We start from the raw sequence: 19,120 nt of genomic DNA on the forward strand, positions 1-19,120 counted from the left end.
TGCCGTCAGATCAGGTATCTGAAACGGTAATCTCCCCAAAAATAACAGCAACCAAAAAAGTCTTCTCGCAACCTAAGCGCAGAAGGCCCTGCATGAATAAAACGCGCGACCCAGACCACATTACTCGGGCAACCATATCATGGCGCACTTAAAACAAGTTGAAGCCGGCATATTTTCACTTGGGCCTGCTGTTCTGCAGCAATCATATTTAAGCTACATTTTAGTTATAAAGTGCAATGAACCCGCAACAACAAAAACGGCCGCGATAGCGGCCGTTTTTACACCTACAGAAACACTCCGTTAGTTTTCCTCACACCATACTCGGGCGTTACGGAACATACGCATCCAAGCGCCATCTTCATCCCAATGATCCGGTGCCCAGCTATTTTGAATGGTGCGGAATACCCGCTCTGGGTGCGGCATCATAATAGTAACGCGACCGTCGTTAGCGGTCAGGCCGGTAATGCCTTGAGGTGAGCCATTCGGGTTGGCTGGGTATTGCTCGGTTACCTCGCCATAATTATTGACGTAGCGAAGAGCGATTTGACCGGCCAGCTCGTCAATGTCTGACTCGTTTGCAAATTCAGCTCGTCCTTCGCCATGAGCGATGGCAATCGGGATATGTGAACCGGCCATGCCTGCCAGGAAGACAGAGTCGGATTCTTGCACTTCCACCATGGCCACACGGGCTTCAAATTGCTCGCTCATATTGCGAACAAAGTGCGGCCAGTGCTCGGCACCTGGAATCAGCTCATGCAAGTTCGACAGCATCTGACAGCCGTTGCACACACCGAGTGCAAAGGTATCGCCACGCTCAAAAAAGGCTTTAAATTGCTCACGCGCCTGTTCGTTAAACAGAATCGACTTGGCCCAGCCTTCGCCCGCGCCTAATACGTCACCGTAAGAGAAGCCGCCACAGGCCACTAAGCCACGGAACTGATCCAAGGTAACGCTACCGGAGAGAATATCGCTCATATGCACGTCGATGGCGGTAAAGCCGGCGCGATCAAAAGCAGCAGCCATTTCGATTTGGCCGTTCACACCCTGCTCTCGCAGAATCGCTACTTTTGGCGCCTCGGAAGCAGAAGAATTAGAGGCTAATAATTCTTTCACCGGGTCTTCGTTAATATCGAAAGATAATTCCGCCGTTAAACCTGGATCATCAGCATCTAACAACGCATCAAACTCTTGCTTGGCACAATCAGCATTATCACGCAGGGCCTGCATTTCATAGCTGGTTTGTGACCATAAACGCTGCCAGTTAACGCGCGATTCACTAAGGAATTCTTCGTCCTGGAAGCTAAAGGTAATTTGGTCGTCATCGTTAATGCTACCAATCACCTGAGTGCAATCACCGAGACCGGCCGCTTCAAATTGCGCTAACACTTCTTCTAGATCGTCGCGGCGTACTTGAATGACGCCGCCCAGCTCTTCAGCAAATAACGCTGCTGCCAGCTCGTCTTCGCTGTCGGCCAGCAGGTCCATCTTAATATCCAACCCTAAGTGACCGGCAAAGGCCATTTCCGTTAGGGTGGCGAATAAACCACCATCGGAGCGGTCGTGATAGGCTAACAGTTTGCCATCCAGGTTGAGCCCCTGCATAACGGCAAAAAAGGCTTTTAAATCTTCAGCATCATCTAAGTCGGCCGGTACACTGCCCACCTGGCCATATACCTGAGCCAAACAAGAAGCGCCCAAACGATTTTGGCCACGGCCCAAGTCAATTAACAACAGGTCAGTTTCGCCTTGGTCAGCGCGCAATTGTGGCGTCAGCACTTTGCGTGCATCAGTGACGGGCGCAAAACCGGTAATAATCAGCGACATTGGCGCCGTTACCGCTTTTTCGATCTCACCTTTTTCACCAGCTTCTTGCCAGCGAGTTTTCATCGACATCGAGTCTTTACCCACGGGAATGGTCACCTGCAATTCAGGACACAGCTCCATGCCCACAGCCTTGACCGTGTCGTACAGTTTTTGGTCTTCACCGTCGTGACCAGCGGCGCACATCCAGTTAGCTGACATTTTAATGTCCGCTAATTTGGCAATCGGCGCTGCCGCCAAGTTGGTAATGGCTTCGGCCACCGCCAAACGACCCGACGCCGGCGAATCCAGCAGTGCCACCGGGGTACGTTCACCCATCGCCATGGCTTCACCGGCATAGGTGTCATAAGAGGAGGTCGTCACCGCCACATCGGCCACTGGCACCTGCCAAGGGCCAACAAATTGATCGCGCGCCACAGTACCAGTAATAGAACGGTCGCCAATGGTAATCAGGAAGCTTTTCGACGCCACCGTGGGCAACGTCAGTACGCGCTTAGCCGCTTCGGCCAAATCAATACTGCTGCTATTGAAGGCCTCGGCTTTTACCTCACGTGAAGTGGCATCACGGTGCATACGTGGCGGTTTACCCAGCAATACCTGCAGCGGCATATCAACGGGCTTGTTATCGAAGTGGCTGTCGCTAACGGTTAAATGCTCTTCTTCAGTAGCAATACCAACCACCGCATACGGGCAACGCTCGCGTGCGCAGATAGCATCGAAGCGCTCCATATCGGCTTCGGCCACGGCCATCACATAGCGTTCCTGGGATTCGTTACACCAGATCGCCAGCGGGCTCATGCCAGGCTCGTCGTTAGGCACATTGCGCAGCTCAAACTGACCACCGCGACCGCCGTCGGAGACCAGCTCAGGAAAGGCATTGGACAAACCACCGGCACCGACGTCGTGAATAAAGGCAATGGGGTTGTCATCGCCCAACTGCCAGCAGCGGTCGATCACTTCCTGGCAGCGGCGCTCCATTTCTGGGTTTTCGCGCTGTACCGAAGCAAAGTCCAAATCCGCATTAGACTGACCCGACGACATACTGGATGCCGCACCACCACCGAGGCCGATTTGCATGGCTGGGCCACCAAGGGCAATCAGGCGTGCGCCAACGGGAATCTCACCTTTTTGCACATGCTCGCCGCGAATATTGCCGTAGCCACCCGCAATCATAATGGGCTTGTGATAACCACGAACCTCGCCGTCGTGCTGCAGTTCAAAGGTACGGAAATAGCCGTTCAAATTCGGGCGGCCAAATTCGTTATTAAAGGCAGCACCACCAATCGGGCCTTCCAGCATAATATCGAGGGCCGAGACAATGCGCTCTGGTTTGCCGTACTGGCTTTCCCACGGCTGTTCAAAACCTGGAATTTTAAGGTCGGAGACGGTAAAGCCAGTCAAACCTGCTTTGGGTTTAGAGCCACGGCCAGTGGCACCTTCGTCGCGAATTTCACCCCCGCTGCCAGTGGCGGCACCCGAGTGCGGGGCAATGGCGGTCGGGTGGTTGTGGGTTTCGACCTTCATTAAAATATGCATATCTTCTTGGTGATACGCATAGCCTCTATTATCTGGATTTGGGAAAAAGCGCCCGGCTTTATGGCCGCTGATCACAGAGGCATTATCTTTATAGGCCGATAAAATATTGTCGCTGTAACACTCGTAGGTGTTTTTAATCATCTGGAACAGCGATTTATCTTGCTGTTCGCCATCGATGGTCCAGCTGGCATTAAAGATTTTGTGGCGACAGTGCTCTGAGTTTGCCTGGGCAAACATCATCAGCTCAACATCGGTAGGGTTGCGATCAAGCTTGATAAAGCTCTCAACTAAATAGTCGATTTCATCATCGGCCAGTGCCAAGCCCAAATGCTGATCGGCGGCTACTAAGGCATCACGGCCACCGGCCAAAATGTCGATGCTTTCCAGCGGCGCAGGCTCAGCGTGAGAAAACAGCGCTTCGGCCTGACTGGCTTCGGCCAACACCACTTCCACCATGCGATCATGCAGGGCACTGGCAATGGCGTCGCGGTTGCCAGCAGTCACACCGTCAACGTAATAAAGGATACCGCGCTCCAAGCGCAGGACTTTTTCCAGGCCACAGTTATGAGCGATGTCGGTGGCTTTGGATGACCAAGGAGAAATGGTGCCAAAACGCGGCACCACCAAAAAGGCTTCACCTTGCCCCTGCTGCACCTCGGCTTTGGGGCCATAGCGCAAAATACGCTCCAATACCTGCAGCTCATTATCTGCCAGCGCAGCAGAGAGATCGGCAAAATGAACAAACTCAGCATAAACCGAGGTAACAGCGGCATCGGCCTGCTGCAACTTGCTCAGAATCTTGTTTTGACGAAAGTCGGAAAGCGCCGGTGCGCCACGCAGTGTCAGCATGGTGTGAACTCCAGAGGGTTGGGAGCAGTGGTTCGGAAAGACGCGAATCATACTGGATTGACCCTGTTTTCTCCAGCCATGCAACACCCGCTAGCAAGCACCAGTACTGGCCTCAACGCCAAAAAAAGCCAACCATTTGGTCAACTTAAGCATGAATTGCAGCGCCAATTTGATCAAAAAACGATCACTTTTAGAGCAGAACCGCGTGTATTGTTGTTAATCTAGCAACATAAAATTTGTCAATACAAAATTCAAAGCATTTCAATGACTTAGCGCACAGAGTTGAAAGACTGACAGCTACCGCTGGTCATATTTACAGCGTTTGTGGTTGTTCTGTAAGCAAATCACACGCTAGAATGGTCGCCCAACTGCACTTATGCACCATTTTGGTGCAGAATTTAAGGCTTTTTATGCGATTTGGCTCTTTCGGTCTAATCATCAGATCAATGCTAGCAATCCTGTGCCTGATGGCACTGACCGGTAGCATTCGCCCCTCGCAACTGGATAGCATCCAGGCGCGTGGTGAGCTGGTGGTGGTGACACGCAACAGCCCTACCACCTATTTTCAAGATCGCAGTGGTGAGGTGGGCTACGAGTACGAACTGGCCAAAGCCTTTGCCGACCATCTGGGGGTTAACCTGCGTATGGTGGTGGCTGACAATCTTCACGATGTGTTCGCCACATTAGAATCGGGCCAGGCTTCGCTGGCTGCAGCCGGACTCACCATTACTGCCGAGCGCCAGCGCTGGGTACGTTTTGCAGAGCCTTATATGTATGTCTCTGAGCAGGTGATTTATCGCCGTGGCAGTGGCAAACCAAAAAATCTAGACGCCCTATCAACGGGCACCCTAGTAGTCAATGCTGGTTCCAGCCATGCGCTGCGCCTGCGCCAACTGCAGCGTGAGCAAGCACCCTCGCTCAGCTGGCGCGAAACCGATGAGCTTGGCGTGACCGATTTATTGCACCTGGTCGAGTCGGGACAGGTCGACTATACCGTGGTCGATTCCAACGAATTTGAATTGTTGCAGGCGTATTTTCCTAATTTGGCTGTAGGTTTTGAGCTGATTTCGCCGCAGCCCATTGCTTGGGCATTTCCCCATAGCCGCGATGACAGCCTACATAAAGCTGCCGATGAGTTCTTTCGCCAACACACCACCCAAGTTCGCTTGGCGCGACTGGCAGAGCGCTATTATGGCCACCTAGAATCGTTAGACTATGTCGGCGCCATTCACTTTTTGAATCAAGCCGATAAAAAGCTGAACAAATACAAACCGCACTTTGAAACGGCCGCCCAGCAACATGAGTTTGACTGGCGTTTATTGGCAGCCGTGGGGTATCAAGAAAGTCATTGGCGCGCCAATGCCCGCAGCTATACAGGTGTACGCGGCCTGATGATGCTGACCCGCACCACCGCCAAAGAGCTGGGTGTAAAAAACCGCCTCGACCCAAAGCAAAGTATTGAAGGCGGCAGTCGTTATTTGGCGCAATTGCGCAAGCGCTTAAATGGCGTTAACGAGCCGGACCGTACTTGGATGGCACTGGCTGCCTATAACGTTGGCTATGGTCATTTAAGCGATGCACGTAAAATCGCCCGCGAAATGGGTGGCAATCCCAATAGCTGGATGGACGTTAAAGACGCCCTGCCCTTGCTCAGTCAAAAACGCTACTACCGCAATACCCGTCATGGTTATGCCCGTGGTAATGAACCGGTCGAGTACGTGCAAAATATTCGCCGCTATTACGACGTGCTGGTATGGAACGACCAGCAGCCGCAAACCATCACCACCGACGAGCAAATGCTCACCGCGCTAACCAAAGAAGTGCCGCCCCTACTGTAATTCAGCTACGTTCAATAAACCGTTTTAATAACGTCGCACTCAGCTGAGGCACTTCTAACATGGGCGCGTGCCCTACACCGGGGAGAATATGCGCTTCACTATCACTCAGATACTGGCGAAACACGGCTACGCTACTGACGTCCAATATGCGATCCTGCTGCCCCCAAATAATCAATACTGGCAGATTAATTCGCTGTAAGCGCTTAAGATTTTCATCCGTGCCACGCAAACCTTCAGCCTCGGTGTGAATATCGACGAATATTTTATGATTGATATCGCTACGTGCCATCGCCCGACTGGCTAATACCTCAGCTGCCGGCCAGGGCAAAAATGGTGGCTTTTCTAGCGCCAGCGCCTGTAATTGGGCAAAGTCTTGCGCTGAGCGAATCACCAGTGGATTGTCACCGTCATCTTCTAATAAACGCTGAAACTCACTGCGCTCAGGTGGAAAAACGCCAGCGGCATCCATTAATGTCAGACTCAGCAACCCCTCTGGCCGCTGCTCGGCCAATAGCAATGCAATGCCACCACCCATCGAGTTGCCCACCAAATGCAGCGGTGGTAACGCCAGTCGCTCAATAAACTGTGCCAGCCAGGCACTTTGCTGACTAAAACTGTAGATGGCATTGGGATCAAAACTGCTGCTGCCATGGCCAGGCAAATCCGGCGCAATCACTCGATACTCTGGCAAATGGCGCGCAAAACGCAGCCAGTTATCTTTATCGACGGCAAAACCGTGCAGCAAAAGTACAACCGGTCGGCTATCACCAGTTTGGCCAGAATCTAAATAGGCCCAGCGCTGCTCACCAACTTGAACATGTTTCAGCGTTAAATTCGATAGCGCCCGCTCGCCTGCTAGACCCCAATCAAACAATTGCTCTTTTATTGGCATACAGCCTGCGATGAGCAACAGACTGAAAGCCAGTAGCGTTTTTAACGCCAGCGTGGTCATGCTAGGAGATGTCATTATTGTTATTTCCCCAAAGTGTGGGGGCTTACTTTACTGGGGGGCGGGAATGGTAGTAAAGGTGGTAGCCTGCCAAGGTGTAAGTGCGAGAGTGTCGTCAAAGAATGCGGCGCTGGCATTTAGTTGGTACCGGTTTGAACTGTGGTCAGAGCTGAAGCTCTGTCCTCGTGGTTATATTTTCTTTTCCGCCAAGCCCTATGCCCTCCTTGAGGTTATCCCTCACGCAAAGCCGGCGAACTCCCTGCTTTGCGCTGCGCAGGCCGTATTTCCTTCGTTACCAATGTTGTGGTCGCCGCAACGCCAACAGCCTGCATCCCGGCAGGATGTTGGCTGGTGCTGCCGCCCAGGCAGCCCCTGCGGGCACAGCCATTGTCAACTCAGGCTGCCTGCCAAGGCGCGGAAGACCTAGGCGCGAGACCGTGCTCAAAACATACAGATGATGTCTTGCTTGTGCTCGTAGTCGTGTTTATTGGCGACAAACAGTGACGCACATTACCAGTCGGCTTGTCTGTATTTCCGCAGGGTGATAGCTTAAATGACAAATCAATCGGTTAGTATTTGCGCGTCTGAGCTTTGAAGCCACCTGGATAGTAGGCAAGCACATTCTTTCGGGAGGAATTGTGGAAGAAAGGAAACTATCCAGTTGTAAATCAATGGATTGGCATAGACACCTCTAATGATCCCAGCTAGAAAAACAAGCACGCACACTATTAAACCGTTATATGAAGAAATTAGCACCATATGAAATTTGAAGATTTAGGCCTGCACGATGCCACAATAAAAGCAATTTCTTATTTATGGGAAGATAAAACACTGACCATAAATGGCAAATGTTACAGTGAAAAAATAGATGGGCTTGTTGATTTCACCCTAAGCTTTAATGCTGTAACTTGTGTTTCTATTCCACACCAAGAAAAATGGGGTACTTCATCCAGCATAAACGGGACAAAACTCACGACTCCAAAAAGATACAGCATTGAAATACAATCTGGCGATGAAATTGCAATTGAAGCAGAAGATTTTAAATTTAATGCATAATTCACATAACAAGCTGCACCAGAAGACACTAGAGATGAAGATCAGTAGCGATAAAGAAATATCAGTAGAGTTTCATTCACCAGAGCTAAATTTTGAGGGCTGGCTTGAGTATTACTCTCTGTCTCTATCTGGCAGGGCTATGAAAGCAACCATCCGTGTCTGCAATTCACCCTATGGTGAAAGCCCATCCGAATTTTTCTCATTGCTAGCTAGTTATTGGAAAGGCTGGGAGGGTGAAAAGGAATGGATTGCCCTCGAAGGTGAATACATGATGTCGGCAAAATCTGACAGCACTGGCCATGTCACTCTCACAATAAAAGTGAGGTCGGGTAACTGGGAGCCATTCTGGAGTTCAGAAGTGGCAATGATAATAGAGGCAGGGCAACTGGAGTGTGTAGCGCGAGATGCAAAGCACTTCCTGTATCCCACTGCTAACAAGTAAAGGCATTGGACTCAAAAACCGCCGCTTCGCTCTGGTTTTTCCGCCCATGCTTTAGGTGTTAGGGCACCTCTGACTTTTACCTGAACTCGCCGTATCCAACTAGAAAGTCGAAAAATCGTCAACCTCCATGCTCTAGGCTCTATTTGGACCTTATTTTTTCCAAAGCCTGCATTTCTGAAGATTTTTAGGATATAGGGTTTGTCAGGCAAAATGCAGGTATGCCTTTAAAAGCCTCTCGAACACGGACCCGATCAAACGAACACAAACGAACACAAACGAGCCATCCACCTTCTGCTCTAAGCGCGGTCTTGCGCCTAGGTTTTCCGCGCCTTAACAGGCTTCCTGGGTTGGCAACCAGGCTATACCGCAGGGATGTAGGCAAGTGAACGAACATAGGACTCACAATGGTTGCGTACCGCCAATTAATAAATAAACTGACGGCCTAATCTCGATATTGGCTGGAATCGAGATCACCAGTGGTATGACTACTACGTCACCGGCAAACACTTACGGCAAAGATAGCAAATTGCCTTCTATCCAGACACAACGGTGTTCATGCCATTGGCCGTTCATATAATCAGTGCGACACAGAAAGCGCACCGTACACAGCGTACTACGCAGTGATAATGCGATGTAGCATCGATCGAAGCTAGATCTTGGCTTGGGCAGAATGACACTCCTGCTCTGCAGCGACTGTTATCAGCCTAGCCGCTGCGAAGCAGGCTGCCACGAGTGTGACAACCATGGTCGGGTTTCCGTTTTATGGATTTACCGGCACTATTAATCAATCTTATTCGAGCGCAGCCAACCTACCAACATGACGCCAATAAGAGCCACCATATAAGAAAGTAAAGTGCCACCAACAAAGATATATAAAGTAACCTCTATAGAATAAAAAGTACCTTCACCATCTATAAAATAAACCACCAACAATGCAAGCAGAGTTATGAAAATTTCGATGATAGGAGAGAAGGAAACCCCTCCTGTTTCTCCCGTAATAGGATCAATAACTTTCTTATTCCATAGAGCCACCGGTATCAATAAATTAGATACCAACTTAAATAACAAAACCACCAACAGAACCCAATAGACAAATTCAACAATTACCATTAAGCACTACTCTTTAAGTTCCTTTTACCCCATAAATTCCTTAACCATATCATCAGGGGCAACCACTTTGGTGTTTGATTTTCAAAAAATGGACTTTCCCAGTCATGGAGTTCTTGATATTAGCATTAGATTTCAAAACTCTAAAACATGGGAATTTGTTGGATTTATCAATTTCAGGGTAACCCAAAACCAGGTCCTACTCTGAGCACTATGGTTTCGTCCATACTTGCATAGGCTTCGGCCAGTCTTCTATCTTCAAGACATTTGCACCCTTAGTAGCTGCTGACACCCCACCCGCAAGGTCCTTACCAAAGTTTCCGTCAGCCACAATACCTGTAGCGGCAACACTAGAGATAGGCTCATCTGACTGAACTCCCAGCAATACCCACCTTATCAAAGATACCAATTCCACCAAAACCATAATTTAAAAAACTTTCTTCTTATGACCTGTCTGTATTAGTCTTTTTTCTGGGCTTGGGCAGAACGGTACTCCTGCACTGCAGCGATTGATATCAGCCTAGCCGCTGCGAAGCGGGCTGCCACAAGCGTGACAGCTTAGGTTCGATGAATGTCTGATTTTTAAAAAGAACGGTGGGGATCGTAATGGGTTGAACATACCGACCCGAGTACAGGAAGGTATATTCAAAGTGGTCCCAATGAGATTTAAGGTGGACCGAACACTTACACCTACGTGTTCGGTAATCCACGCCCCTACAGGCAATACAAATAACACCAGACCTACCGTATAGCCTACTATACACCTAGTCTTTGCATTGAATCCAGACGGAAAAATAAAAGCCAATTCCAATTAGTATAGAAATTCCAATAATTTTTACAATCTCCAGAAAACCAACTACTGCAGGATTTGATACAGCATAGATAAAACCAGAAACAGTAGTAAAGATAATAGGCAATGGACGTAATCTTGGATTCCTTTTCCAATAAAATGCGCTGAAAAAAACACCTAAGATATTCAATGCTATGCACAACACTATTAGACTTCTCATATCAGCACAACACTCATCACTGAATAATCTTACTTAGTGTATTCGTAAGTTTTAAATTGCTACAGTCATCGTTATCGCCATCTCCACAACCATCACCGACAAAATCAGAAGGTCGAACATCAGGTGCCCCTTTTTTCAAGGAAAACCCGACTGGAACAGCTTTGGTTAGATATATGTATGCATTTTGACCTCGCGTCAAACCAGCTGGCCCTGCCTTACCTAAAATCACATTAGAGAATAGCGACGGTGCAACAGCCCCCACTGCAGCTGACACCAAAACATCTGTTAAATTTATACACCGAAACGACCTACCTATATCACCATTAGTCAAATAAAGATTCGTTGATAGCTGTAATAAAAAGTTGAACGCACCACCGCCAACTGCACCAGGAACACCAAATTCACCAGTCGGGTCTGTGTAGGACAGCGGGTTACCGTACACGTAAGTGTACGTATTTGGTCCATCGTACACACCTAGCGGATCACTCTGCAGATACCGTCCGGTATTGGGGTCATAGTCTCGCATCAAATTATAATGCAAGCCTGTTTCAACATCTTCGTATTGCCCCGGGAAACGGATGGGCTGCGATACAGTATTAACTACGACTTCAGTTTTGCCAAAAGGTTGGCGATTTCCCTGCCAAACAACCCGCTTGGCTTGGTCTGTGACCACCATAGGTGCATTTAGGTGATCGGAATGAACGTAATACACCTCTTCCGCGATTGCACTGCCTGATACAACGGCCACTAACAATGCACTAGTAGCCGCTAGCTTTTTAAATATATTCTTCAATCTCATTGCCTTTAAACTCCCTTGATCAATTAACGACCGCTTTATCGTCGAGATTGCTGCCAATACGCCGGCTATTCACTCTGGGTGGCTGGTCTTGAGACTCTGTGGTCGCTGGTTCAACATCGATCATGGCAATCAGTTGATTGTTGAGATAAATGTAATCTCTAATTGGGCTTCCATCGCCCTTGCTCTCAGCTAACAGCAGATTATCTTTGTCATAATGAAAGTGAGTAATATTGTTTGCCGTTGATTTCTGAATGCGCTGGCCTAGCGGGTTATAAACAAACGAGGCAATCCTTTCAGAACCTTGCTCAATACGAACAAGACGATTCTGTTCGTTATAGATAAAGGTGTGTTTTCCATCGCTGGTCATATTGCCCGCATCACTGTAGCTAAATGCCCTGTTCTGGCCACTGTGGCCACTAGCATTGACACTCTGCAAACGATGGCTTGTACTTGGGTAAGCATAGGTTTCGCTGAAATGGTCACCAGCACCACTGACCATACGATCCGTTCGATTGCCCACGCCATCGTATTCATAGTCCAATTGACCATAACCTCCGCTTGCCAAGTCCAAACGTTGGTTATCGTCATACACGAACGTTTGATTTAAGGATGGATTGACCAGATTATTCAGAGATTCAATATCGCCATTTAGACCAAATCCAAGGTCAATGCCGTGGATGGGTGTTGTACCATCTTTTGCCAGCAGGGTATCTGGACGGTAATGCAAATTGTACTCGTTGGTTTGGGTCAAGCCGTTACCATAGGTAAACGATTTAATTGGTCCAAAGGGTTCATAGACGACATTACTGACCAAATTGGTCCAAGATTCGCTATTTGATTTTCTTGTACGTAGCGTTTCGATCAAGCCCTGTTCATTAAGCAGGTAACTCACTTCTCGACCACTGGGATAGGTCATGCCCGTCAAGGCCCCTGCCAGATCATGCTGATAAGCGGTGGTGTAGGTTTGACCGCTGATAGTCCGAGTATCGCGCACCACTAAGCCCAATTCGTTATACACGAATGTTAAACGAGTGCCGCTAGCCTCTATAATGCTGGTGAGCTGTCCCTTACCATAACTGGCAATACCATCAGAATTTTGTTCGTCATAGTGATAGGTCACATTCAGTTCGGGGTTGGCTGGGTAGGATACCGTCTTAACGCGACTCAGCGCATCGTAGCTGTAGCCAATGACGACATTGCGCGCATCGACTTCCTGCTCCAAGTTATCGGCTAAATCATAACGATATTGCGTAATTCCAGTATCAGGGCTGTTCGTTTGAATTCGTCGACCAAAACCATCGACCACATAGTTTGTGATCAGATTTTTTTGGTCTTTGACGGATATCAAATTGTCCTGACCGTCATAAGTGAACTCAACAATCCCTTGTTCACGGTCGGTGATTTTTTCTAGTCGGTTTAAGCCATCAAATGCCTGAACCACATTCTTGAGTTTTTGATTGGTTATGGTGGTTAAATTGCCGTTTTCATCGTAACCGTTTACCTGGAGCTCTTGCGCGTCTAGGCCAATGACTTTCCATAAGCGGCCCAAATCATCAAACTGTTGGTTCTGTAAGCGGCGTACTTCATTGGAGCTGTTAATAACACGCACTACGGTCTGGTTGCCGAAGGCATCTAGCTCATAGGTTGTCCGCTCGCCCGTACTGGTGAAAATGTCTGTTAAACGATGTGCAGAGTCATAGTCGTAGTTAATTTCAACGCCATTTGGCAAGGTAATCTTAGTTACTTGACCAACATCATCGTAATCATAGTCGGTACGTGCATCGCCTTGGGCTGTTTGAACTGTTTTAGTATCAAGCCAACCTCTAACGGTGTAGGTTAACTTAGTCACAACACCATTGGGGTCAACGATGGTTTGTGGCAGTCCATCCGCCGTATGATTGCTGTAGCTAGTTTCCAGCTTGTCGGTTTCATTTACCCAGCTGGTCGTTTTCACCAGATACCCGTTGGTATCAAAATGCTGTTGTGTGATGTCGTTTACGGAACGCGGTCCGTCGATGGTTAAGGTCTTCAACAGCTTATTACCGGTACCATGGAAAGTATAATCAAACGTCCAGGTTCGGGAAGTTCCTTGTGTGCTATAAGGCTCTGTGAACGTACTGGTATCTACATCGGTTTTCGTTTTTATTCGTTTATTTTCATAAGTAAAGATGGTCGTTTTTCCAGGCACCTTGATTTCTTTCACTCGGCCAACCGATGTCCACTTGATCTCTGTAACACGGGTATCTTCCGTAGCCACCAAAGAGCCATTGAACATTTTTAAAGCTTCAGTCTTTTTAACGACCCGACCTTTAGCATCACGGTCGTAGTCGGTATACAGATCTCGTCCGTCTTTGACGATATCCTTACGACCATTTTCATAGCTTACAGTGGTATTTGAGGCAACGCAGTTGCTGCTAGACTCGCCGTCAACACCGGTCAGCAAGCGCATAAGGCTGTCTTTTTTGCCGACGTTTTTGAAGTGGTACACGGATTCTTTGCCAGCAGCATTTTTGACGCGTACATCGTTGCCGTAACTAACCACCTCTACCTTACCCACTCCACCAGCATGTTCGGTGGATACAGCACGACCTTCACTATCGTAGGCATAGATAGCATAACGTTCGCTGTTTTCGTCACTGATTCCTGTTAAATGATTCGGGTAGTTAACATCTTCATAATGGTAGGTTTTAACTGTTTTATCAGGGAAAGTGACCGAACTGAGATTGCCAGCTGCGTCGTATCCATATTGGTAGAGTCTATTGCCCGGTACTTCAATAGATCGAATTCGATCAGAACCATCCTCATAGTATGTGTAAGTAAGCATACGGTTTGCGTCGTCTTTGATGGTATTCAATCGACCCTGATCGTCATATGAATAGAAGTGACGAAGCCCGATGGATGATCTGCGCCACAGTATTTTTGAACTGTAGTTTTTGTCAGACGCAAACTTGTTTAAATCAAACTCATAGACCTCTTCCGAGCCATCCTTGAACGCCAACGACCAGATATGTGGTATGCCATCAACATTGTAGGTATACAGAGTTAAGGTTGCGGTTGTTGAGGACTTAAGCGGTGTGGTTTTTCCGCCACCATTGGGCGTCCAGGTATACTGTAGTCGTTCACCACTCGGTCGGATTACGGTGTAAACGTCACCGGATAGCTTGTTATTAATGCTCTTGATATTATAGGACGACAGCCCTTGCCATTTTTCACCCATATTGCTGGATGGCATATTTCGGTGACTGCTGTAATAGCGCTTAATTTCAAGCGGGTATTCGCCTGGTCCTTGATAGTCCATTTCCGAGTGGATTTTGGCACCAGTCGATAGGTCGATGGGGTTGCCTACCGCCGAGTCGGTGTTGCCGTCATCATCGCATGACGGTTGCTTGGCATCTGCGCAGTGAGTTGGACAAAACACGTTATCGGTATAGGTCGAGTGACAGCTCATCGACGCTGGAATTTGTGCTCGGCAATTAAGCCAGCAAAGGGCATAGCCCTCATCAGGCGATGCTGTGAGGTTGCTAAAATCACAAGCTGCCATCGCTTGCTGTGTCGTAAAAAATTGGGTTAGAGCTAAAAACAGCGAAATACCACTGAGTTTAGATCTATAAGGCGCGCGCATAACTTCTCCTTGTCCTTATATTAGAAGATCGAAAAAATTAATGTCGGCTATAAAACCGAAAATCTGTTCTTGATCGGAAAGTCGATTGGTTTATAGTTACTTCTTTAACCAGTAAATAGAGTAAATAACTGGCTTCGTTGCTTTGACCGTGAGTCCACTGGAGGGACTCTGGAATATTAAAAGAACATTCCACAACGCCGTGTAAAAGCTCTACATCCTTGGCAACGTCCATATTGGAAAGATGGCATTTTGCAAACGATAATGGAGAAGAAAGATCAATTGATGCCTTGCTGCATCAGCAACAGAATTCTCATATTAACCACTGTTCATCCTTGATGGTTTTATTCATTTCATCTTTGAATCCCGCTTCCTGCAAGAATGGTCGAGCATATTAATAGAAAGCTTAATAACATCAATGATGCCGTTAATAAAATAATAATATCGAATTAGTCATTGAGCGCCATGCACTAACCCAAGGGTACTGGTAACAAGGTACTAACGCTTATTAATCGTCTCGATACGAGCTTGATCGTGCGGAAACAATCTTTCTCTCAAAAGCACAAAAGACTAGCCCTGAACGACGGCACTCAAAGGGATAAAGACAAGGAATTGTCGGAATAAAACGAAAGGCAACTGACAGGACAAAGTTATCTACAAGTATCCTGCGGGATTCAGATTCAACTCTTTTTAAGCCGCTTCTTCGCTTCGCGACGCAACTGAAAAAACTCGCTCATAATGGTCGAGCAATCATCGGCCAAGACACCACCCACTACTTCGATTTGATGGTTGTAACAAGGCTGCTGAAGTAACTGCAGGGCACTGTCGATAGCGCCGGCCTTGGGCTCGCGGGCGCCGTACACTAAACGATTAATACGGCTATGAATCAGAAGCCCAGTGCACATGGTGCAAGGTTCAACCGTGACGTATAAAGTGGCGCCAGGCAGACGATAATTGCCAATATTGCCAGCAGCGTCTCTTAACGCCTGCATTTCGGCATGAGCACTGGGATCAAGGCTAGTAATCGGCTGATTGTAACCACGGCCAACAATCTGGCCATCTATCACCACCACGGCGCCGACGGGCACTTCACCAGCATCAAAGGCCAGTTGCGCCTGTGCCAAGGCGGCCTGCATATAGGTTTCATAAGTAGCTGTGGCCTTGATTTGCGGGTCGTTCACGTATTTCTCCTAACATCAGGCGGCTTCAACCCCACCATCATCCATCTATTGAGCTCGAGCGCTGCAACCTGCACTAGACATGATGTCAGCCCCAGTGCATTGCCGCTAGCAAATAGTCTAACCATCATGCGGGCTGTGCCCAGGTTTGCCAGATCGCGACAGTATGCCATTATGCACTCAGACTAAATCATGAGAGAAGATTCCATGTGGAGCCAGACCATAGAACCCAGATTTGCCGAAACCGACGCTCTGGGACACATCAACAATACCGTGCTGCCGGTATGGTTTGAGCAAGCTAGAACCCCGATCTTTCGCTTCTTCACCCCTGATCTTAACCCCAACAACTGGCATCTCATTATTGCCAAGATTGATGTCGAGTTTGTTGGAGAGTTGTTTTACGGCAGCGAAATTGAAGTTCGTACCTGGATTGAAAAGATCGGCAATACGTCCTTCGTGATCTATCAAGAGGCTTGGCAGAATAACAAGTTAGGCGCACGTGGCCATGCTGTTATGGTGCATTATGACCACGACAAAAAAGCTTCTAAGGCGCTGTCCGATACCATTCGCCAGCAGCTCAGCGAGCATCTACGCCCGGCATAAGCACTGCTTAGCCGCCCGCTTTTTTTACGGTAAAGCCACGCTTGCTCAGCTCTGCCAGTAACAAATCGCGTTGATCGCCCTGAATTTCGATCACCCCGTCTTTCAGGGCACCGCCTACGCCGCACTTCTTTTTCAGCTCTTTGGCCAGGGTTTTAAGTTCTGCCCCTACCAAAGGCACACCAGTCACCAAGGTCATGACCTTGCCACCGCGACCCTTGCTTTCACGATGCAAACGCACGATGCCATCCCCTTCAGGCGCACTGTCCTCCTGACACTGGCATTGATCAACGGGCTGCTGGCAGCCAGGGCAGGCTCGACCAAATTCGGTGGAGTATACCAGTCCGCCCGATAAAGATTTTTTTGCCATGGTTTAAGCCTTATCTGTGATTCGCGGCAAAACTACTGGATTCAGGATAAATGCGCAATATTCGGTGATATGAGTACCGCAGCACAGGCTGCTAGTGCCAGTATATCGGCGACCAATACCTTGTACACGGAACCTAAGCCGCTTTGCGTTAGCCGCTTACTACCATGAGCTGTCACCACATTCAGCATCGGTAATCGCACAGCTTGCCAGTATCTAGCTTTCGCGGTTTGCTTGTTGACTGGCGATTATGTCGGAAAAGGGCGCTAATGCTCTCAAACTTCCCTCTTTAAGCATGCTACTCAAACTGCCCAGAGGGTTACATCGCTCTAGAATCGGAGAAGATATCGGAAATCTCATACAATCAAACGGCAAGACATATTCTAAAGCGAATACTCGAAAGTACGGTATCCATCATAAGTTAGAACCCACACCAGTTTACGGATTAATCTGCGTTTTCCTCCTGATCAAATTGCTGCTCATCGGCACGAGCACGAACCAAGAGCAATATACAAAAACACACTGCTGTTGATTTTAACACCACATAGAAAAGAACGGGAAGTTCTTCTCGATACGAAACGGGAATCGCCCCTCCACTTCCCAAAGCAGCGCCAACAAACAAGAGTAATAGCAATACAAAAAAGACTACAGCAAACATTGCCGTCGCGACCTTCTCAATAGAAAACCAGTGTTTCAATAAATATGGGATCGAAACAAAAGCAACAACGACCTGCAGAACCAGTTCATTTTCATCCATAATCCACCTAAAATTTGACAGCGCCAAGGGCTTAGCGATTGGATTCTAACCGAACAAGGGCCATCAAGGAGTAATAGTTAATGTCTTCTCAAATGATGGCCCGCTAAGTACTAATGGTTAGTACTAATGGTTTTGAGTATGACTTTGGCACAGGATTTGGGATCAGTCTGGGCAATAAAGTGTCCACCTTCAATCTGCTCAACAGTAAAGTCCTGATAAACTCTCTCCAGCACATGAACAGCTTCTATGCCGACTAAACGATCATCTGCAGGTCGGATATATACCGCCGTTGTATTCTGACAACACTGTGGTTCGCGGAGGCCTGCAATGTTTTTCAACCGCTGCTTTAAAATACCAGGGTTCACTCCTGCAACAATATCACGGACCTTTTTCAGCTGAACATCCGTCGCGCCGCCCGAGAAACATAACAACTGTATCAACCAATTCGGAAGCATCGTCGGATTCAGAAGAACTTCCGGCAAGATAGAACCTCCCTTTGCCAGTCGACTAGGACAGGATACAAAGCTAGCGATATAAATCACCTTCAGAATCTGACAACCAAGAATATGGCAAACTTCATAAGCCAGCCTGCCAGAATAGGACTCTGCCACCAACACTACGCTGGAGTCCCCAAGAGCACTTGCAATATGCTCGGCCTGCTCGCGGTAGCTAATGCCAGGGGTGTCATTAAGGCAGATAACGTCAGTTTCAATTGTTTTTGGGATATGTTGCAAGAGTCCTTGAAACAGTAGTCCGGTACCATCCATACCCGGCAAAAAAATAAGTTTCATCAGCTAACAACACCCACAAAAGACCTCTTTCAACAACACTATCACACCAATATTAGCTGGAAACTCATATACATTTTTTATCTCTTTACCACCAAAAAATTGGCATCAACACCACCAGATATTGCTTTTTCGACAGCCTTATTCCAATCGCCCTGCATAGCAGAATCGGCACAGACACCATCAGCAAGCATAGAAAGACTGCCTAACAAAGCCCCAATATCGTCAGATTTTGTTTGAGAATAATAGCTTTCCAGGAACGAATACATAGCCCAAAAGGCTTCTTCTCTGGTCAGTTTTATAGAATCCATCATTTTTTCTCGTAGAAACCATTTATACAGATAATACAACCGAGATACATGCCAGCAAATACTGGCAATGACTCAATGCTTCTAAAATCAAGC

Annotated in this window: 14 protein-coding genes; 4 read left to right on the forward strand and 10 right to left on the reverse strand. The window is 47.9% G+C overall.

The window, feature by feature from the left end; genetic code table 11:
* Window positions 1–300 precede the first annotated feature (300 nt).
* Window positions 301–4,206, reverse strand: a complete 3,906-nt coding sequence (gene purL / locus AC55FS_RS15825) for a phosphoribosylformylglycinamidine synthase (protein ID WP_496933228.1) — start codon at window positions 4,204–4,206, stop codon at window positions 301–303.
* A gap of 467 nt (window positions 4,207–4,673) precedes the next feature.
* On the opposite strand from purL, the gene mltF reads away from it, so the two are divergent.
* Window positions 4,674–6,044, forward strand: coding sequence for a membrane-bound lytic murein transglycosylase MltF (mltF, locus tag AC55FS_RS15830; protein ID WP_496933229.1), 1,371 nt, complete (start codon window positions 4,674–4,676; stop codon window positions 6,042–6,044).
* Between the two features lies 1 nt (window position 6,045).
* On the opposite strand, the gene AC55FS_RS15835 is transcribed toward mltF, so the two are convergent.
* Window positions 6,046–7,011, reverse strand: a complete 966-nt coding sequence (locus AC55FS_RS15835) for an alpha/beta fold hydrolase (RefSeq protein WP_496933230.1) — start codon at window positions 7,009–7,011, stop codon at window positions 6,046–6,048.
* Between the two features lie 741 nt (window positions 7,012–7,752).
* Between AC55FS_RS15835 and AC55FS_RS15840 the strand changes: the two genes are divergently transcribed.
* The gene (locus tag AC55FS_RS15840) at window positions 7,753–8,049 is read left to right on the forward strand and encodes a hypothetical protein (protein WP_496933231.1); all 297 of its coding nucleotides are present in this window, start codon (window positions 7,753–7,755) and stop codon (window positions 8,047–8,049) included.
* Complete coding sequence (locus AC55FS_RS15845; RefSeq protein WP_496933232.1) at window positions 7,988–8,491, forward strand: DUF6228 family protein; 504 nt, start codon at window positions 7,988–7,990, stop codon at window positions 8,489–8,491. The genes AC55FS_RS15840 and AC55FS_RS15845 overlap by 62 nt, the downstream gene beginning before the upstream one ends.
* Window positions 8,492–9,271: 780 nt before the next feature.
* Here AC55FS_RS15845 and AC55FS_RS15850 read toward each other — a convergent pair.
* The 4 genes from AC55FS_RS15850 to tadA form a co-directional block, all read right to left on the reverse strand.
* Window positions 9,272–9,601 (reverse strand): hypothetical protein, encoded by a 330-nt coding sequence (locus tag AC55FS_RS15850; RefSeq protein WP_496933233.1) that lies wholly within the window; start codon window positions 9,599–9,601, stop codon window positions 9,272–9,274.
* A gap of 1,023 nt (window positions 9,602–10,624) precedes the next feature.
* Window positions 10,625–11,407 carry an RHS repeat-associated core domain-containing protein gene (locus tag AC55FS_RS15855; RefSeq protein WP_496933234.1) on the reverse strand — a complete coding sequence of 261 codons (783 nt, stop codon included), beginning with the start codon at window positions 11,405–11,407 and terminating at the stop codon, window positions 10,625–10,627.
* Window positions 11,408–11,426: 19 nt separating this feature from the next.
* Complete coding sequence (locus AC55FS_RS15860; RefSeq protein ID WP_496933235.1) at window positions 11,427–15,029, reverse strand: DUF6531 domain-containing protein; 3,603 nt, start codon at window positions 15,027–15,029, stop codon at window positions 11,427–11,429.
* A 677-nt stretch (window positions 15,030–15,706) separates the two neighbouring features.
* A complete protein-coding gene (gene tadA / locus AC55FS_RS15865; protein ID WP_496935980.1) occupies window positions 15,707–16,162 on the reverse strand; it encodes a tRNA adenosine(34) deaminase TadA in 456 nt (151 codons plus the stop codon).
* A 234-nt stretch (window positions 16,163–16,396) separates the two neighbouring features.
* Here tadA and AC55FS_RS15870 point away from each other — a divergent pair, with 234 nt between their 5' ends.
* On the forward strand, window positions 16,397–16,807 hold the full coding sequence (locus AC55FS_RS15870; RefSeq protein ID WP_496933236.1) for an acyl-CoA thioesterase: 411 nt from the start codon (window positions 16,397–16,399) through the stop codon (window positions 16,805–16,807).
* Between the two features lie 7 nt (window positions 16,808–16,814).
* On the opposite strand, the gene AC55FS_RS15875 is transcribed toward AC55FS_RS15870, so the two are convergent.
* From AC55FS_RS15875 to AC55FS_RS15890, 4 genes are all read right to left on the reverse strand, one after another.
* Window positions 16,815–17,174 (reverse strand): translation initiation factor Sui1, encoded by a 360-nt coding sequence (locus AC55FS_RS15875; protein WP_496933237.1) that lies wholly within the window; start codon window positions 17,172–17,174, stop codon window positions 16,815–16,817.
* A 442-nt stretch (window positions 17,175–17,616) separates the two neighbouring features.
* Window positions 17,617–17,928: a hypothetical protein gene (locus tag AC55FS_RS15880; RefSeq protein ID WP_496933238.1), complete on the reverse strand. Its 312-nt coding sequence runs from the start codon at window positions 17,926–17,928 to the stop codon at window positions 17,617–17,619.
* Between the two features lie 110 nt (window positions 17,929–18,038).
* Window positions 18,039–18,719: an alpha/beta fold hydrolase gene (locus AC55FS_RS15885; RefSeq protein WP_496933239.1), complete on the reverse strand. Its 681-nt coding sequence runs from the start codon at window positions 18,717–18,719 to the stop codon at window positions 18,039–18,041.
* Window positions 18,720–18,796: 77 nt separating this feature from the next.
* Entirely contained in the window at window positions 18,797–19,030 is a 234-nt protein-coding gene (locus AC55FS_RS15890) for a hypothetical protein (protein WP_496933240.1), read from the reverse strand.
* Window positions 19,031–19,120 lie beyond the last annotated feature (90 nt).

Source organism: Bacterioplanes sp. CLAM21 (assembly GCF_059641015.1).

Excerpts from the sequence above, each read along its gene's own strand:
- purL (WP_496933228.1), bottom strand. The coding sequence starts at position 4,206 with ATGCTGACACTGCGTGGCGCACCGGCGCTTTCCGACTTTCGTCAAAAC.
- mltF (WP_496933229.1), top strand. The coding sequence starts at position 4,674 with ATGGCACTGACCGGTAGCATTCGCCCCTCGCAACTGGATAGCATCCAG.
- AC55FS_RS15835 (WP_496933230.1), bottom strand. The coding sequence starts at position 7,011 with ATGACATCTCCTAGCATGACCACGCTGGCGTTAAAAACGCTACTGGCT.
- AC55FS_RS15840 (WP_496933231.1), top strand. The coding sequence starts at position 7,753 with ATGAAATTTGAAGATTTAGGCCTGCACGATGCCACAATAAAAGCAATT.
- AC55FS_RS15850 (WP_496933233.1), bottom strand. The coding sequence starts at position 9,601 with ATGGTAATTGTTGAATTTGTCTATTGGGTTCTGTTGGTGGTTTTGTTA.
- AC55FS_RS15855 (WP_496933234.1), bottom strand. The coding sequence starts at position 11,407 with ATGAGATTGAAGAATATATTTAAAAAGCTAGCGGCTACTAGTGCATTG.
- AC55FS_RS15860 (WP_496933235.1), bottom strand. The coding sequence starts at position 15,029 with ATGCGCGCGCCTTATAGATCTAAACTCAGTGGTATTTCGCTGTTTTTA.
- tadA (WP_496935980.1), bottom strand. The coding sequence starts at position 16,162 with ATGCAGGCCGCCTTGGCACAGGCGCAACTGGCCTTTGATGCTGGTGAA.
- AC55FS_RS15870 (WP_496933236.1), top strand. The coding sequence starts at position 16,397 with ATGAGAGAAGATTCCATGTGGAGCCAGACCATAGAACCCAGATTTGCC.
- AC55FS_RS15875 (WP_496933237.1), bottom strand. The coding sequence starts at position 17,174 with ATGGCAAAAAAATCTTTATCGGGCGGACTGGTATACTCCACCGAATTT.
- AC55FS_RS15880 (WP_496933238.1), bottom strand. The coding sequence starts at position 17,928 with ATGGATGAAAATGAACTGGTTCTGCAGGTCGTTGTTGCTTTTGTTTCG.
- AC55FS_RS15885 (WP_496933239.1), bottom strand. The coding sequence starts at position 18,719 with ATGAAACTTATTTTTTTGCCGGGTATGGATGGTACCGGACTACTGTTT.
- AC55FS_RS15890 (WP_496933240.1), bottom strand. The coding sequence starts at position 19,030 with ATGATGGATTCTATAAAACTGACCAGAGAAGAAGCCTTTTGGGCTATG.